Here is a 2,660-nt window from a genome sequence, read left to right as displayed (position 1 = left end):
ACCCGGCTCATGGGCTCCGCGTCCACCTTGGTCATCACCACCCGGGCGGGCAGGGGGGGGCGGCTGCTGCGGCTGCGCGGCGACGACCCGGTGCACGCCCTGGGGCAGGAGGTGGGCGGGGCGACGCTGCTGGTCACCGGCCCGTTCGAGGACGAGGACCTCGGCGTCGCCTGCTACCACTCCAAGACCGGCGCGGTCGAGCTCTACCTCAACCACCTGCTGGACGGCCCCGGCGAGTACGTCGTCGTGGACATGACCGCGGGCGCCGACACGTTCGCGTCCGGGCTGTTCACCCGGTTCGACCTGATGTTCCTGGTCGCCGAGCCGACCCGGAAGGGCGTCGGCGTCTACCGCCAGTACGTCGAGTACGCCCGCGACTACGACGTCGCCATCCGCGTCGTCGGCAACAAGGTGCAGTCCGAGGACGACGTCGACTACCTGCGCGAGCACGTCGGCGACGACCTGCTCGTCTGGCTCGGCCAGTCCGCCGCCGTCCGGGCGATGGAGCAGGGGCGGTCCGGCGCGGTGCTGGAGGACGGCAACGAGGCCGCCCTCGGCCGGATGCTCGCCGAGGTCGACGCGCGGCCCAAGGACTGGGACCGGTTCCAGCGGCAGGCCGTCGAGTTCCACCTCAAGAACGCGCGCAGCTGGGCGAACCGCGCGACCGGCGAGGACCTCGCCGCGCAGGTCGATCCCGAGTTCCGGTTCCCGGTCGCCTACGCCGGGTGACGCCGGGCCTACCGGCGGCCCATGAACCGCACTACTCTGCCCGCCATGACGACGCGGCGGATGTTCATGATGTCGGGCGGCTCGCTGGTGCCCCTTCTGGTGCTGGCCCTGCTCGTCGGCAACCAGTGGGTCATCGACGCGATCAACAAGAGCGACTTCAAGTACGACGAGGGCCTCGGCCCGCTGGTGGCCCGGCTGCTCTTCGTCGCCTGGCGCTTCACTCCGCCGCGCGGCCTGGACTGGCGCTTCGTCGTGTCGGACGACTTCACCACGCTGCTGCTGTTCGCGGTGGTGGCGGTGCTCGTGCTGGCCGGCGCCCGGACGATCGATCCCGAGCGCGGCCTGCTCGGCGCGCTGATCACCGGCTGGTGGGCCGCGGTCGTCGCGGGCGGCGTCGCCGGGGGCGTGTCCGGGCTGCTGCTGAACTGGTCGGTCAAGTACTCCAACGGGTCGGTGAGCCGCAACTTCTTCGAGTCGCTCCAGGCGGGGGCGGCCTCCGGCCTGCTGTACGGGTGGCTCGCGGGGATCGGCGCGCTCGCGGGCTTCCTGCTCAGCCGTCCTCGCGGCCAGGCCGTCCCGCAGCAGTTCGGGCAGTACGCGCCGCAGCAGCCTTACGGGGCGCAGCAGCCGTACGCCCCGCAGCAGGCCGGCCCGATGCAGCAGCCCTACGCTCCGCAGCCGTACGGCCAGCAGCCCTACGGCCAGCAGCCGGGCGTCCCGCAGCAGGGGATGCAGCCGGGCCTTCCGCCGGGGCTGCCGCAGGGCGCGCCGCAGCCGATGCCGACGGGGCCCGACCGGCAGGGCCTGCCGCCGCAGCACCCGGCCGCCGTCCCGTACGTCCCGCCGGCCCGCCCGTCGCAGTCGCCCGGGTGGGAGGGCGTGCCCGTCCCGCCGCAGCCCGGCGCCCCGGTGCCGCAGCCCGCCGTCCCGGCTCAGACCCCGGCACCGGAGGCCGCCGCGGAGACGGCCGTGCCCGCGCCCGAGCCGGAAGCGGCCGCGCCGCGCGACGGCGAGGAGCCGGAGGCGCACGACTCCGAGGAGTCCGCGCCGCAGGACGCCGCCCCTGCGGGCGCCGCCCCGGAGAACGCGGCCCGCAAGGAGGACACGGCCCGCGACGAGGACGACGACGAGGACGACGACCTCGCCGACCGGACGATGGTCGACCGCAAGCCCGACCTGCCCCGCGACCCGGGCCCGATGCCCCCGCCCCAGTGAGCGCGCACGTCAGCGGTGCGGCCCGCCGGGCCGGCAACGTCGTCCACGTGTGAAAAGGGCCTCATGACCCCGGCGCGCGCCGGGGTCGCGGGCCTGCGAGAATCGGGCCCATGCGCGTGTTTCTGGGAACCGACCATGCCGGCTTCGAGCTGAAGGAGCACCTGGTCTCCTGGCTGAAGGCCAACGGGCACGAGCCCGTCGACTGCGGCGCGTTCGCGTACGACGCCGTGGACGACTACCCGCCGTTCGTGCTGCGGGCGGCCCAGCGGACGGCGTCGGAGCCGGGCGCGCTCGGCATCGTGATCGGCGGCTCCGGCAACGGCGAGGCGATCGCGGCCAACAAGGTGAAGGGCGTGCGGGCCGCGCTGGTCTGGAACGAGGACACCGCGACGCTCGCCCGCGAGCACAACGACGCCAACGTGATCAGCCTGGGCGCGCGGCAGCACGACGCGGACACCGCGACGCGGTTCGTCGAGCTGTTCCTGACCACGCCGTACTCCGGCGAGGAGCGGCACACCCGCCGCATCACCATGCTCGGCGACTACGAGCGGACCGGCGAGCTGCCGCCGCTGCCCGACGAGGGCTGACCTCTCCGAACCCGCTGACCTGAGGGAACGCGTGGTCCCCGCCCCGCCGGGCGGGGACTACAGCTCGTTCTCCGGGGCCTTCCGGGCGCCGCCGCGCTTGTCGAGGCGGCGCCGCTCGTTCTTCGCGGC

General features: G+C 74.4%; 3 protein-coding genes. All 3 read left to right on the top strand.

Features of this window, described 5'->3' with window-relative positions; genetic code table 11:
- Positions 1-729, top strand: a 729-nt coding sequence (locus ABZ914_RS49890) for an ATP-binding protein (protein WP_500201602.1), incomplete at its 5' end; no start/stop codon positions are given.
- A 45-nt stretch (positions 730-774) separates the two neighbouring features.
- On the top strand, positions 775-1,944 hold the full coding sequence (locus tag ABZ914_RS49885) for a hypothetical protein (RefSeq protein ID WP_500201601.1): 1,170 nt from the start codon (positions 775-777) through the stop codon (positions 1,942-1,944).
- 110 nt (positions 1,945-2,054) lie between these two features.
- Positions 2,055-2,531, top strand: coding sequence for a ribose-5-phosphate isomerase (locus ABZ914_RS49880; RefSeq protein ID WP_500201600.1), 477 nt, complete (start codon positions 2,055-2,057; stop codon positions 2,529-2,531).
- The last annotated feature ends 129 nt before the right edge of the window (positions 2,532-2,660 follow it).

This window comes from Spirillospora sp. NPDC046719, assembly GCF_040645715.1.
GTDB lineage: Bacteria > Actinomycetota > Actinomycetes > Streptosporangiales > Streptosporangiaceae > Spirillospora.
Note: the sequence above shows the minus strand (reverse complement) of the source record. Positions and strands in the feature narration are given on the sequence as shown.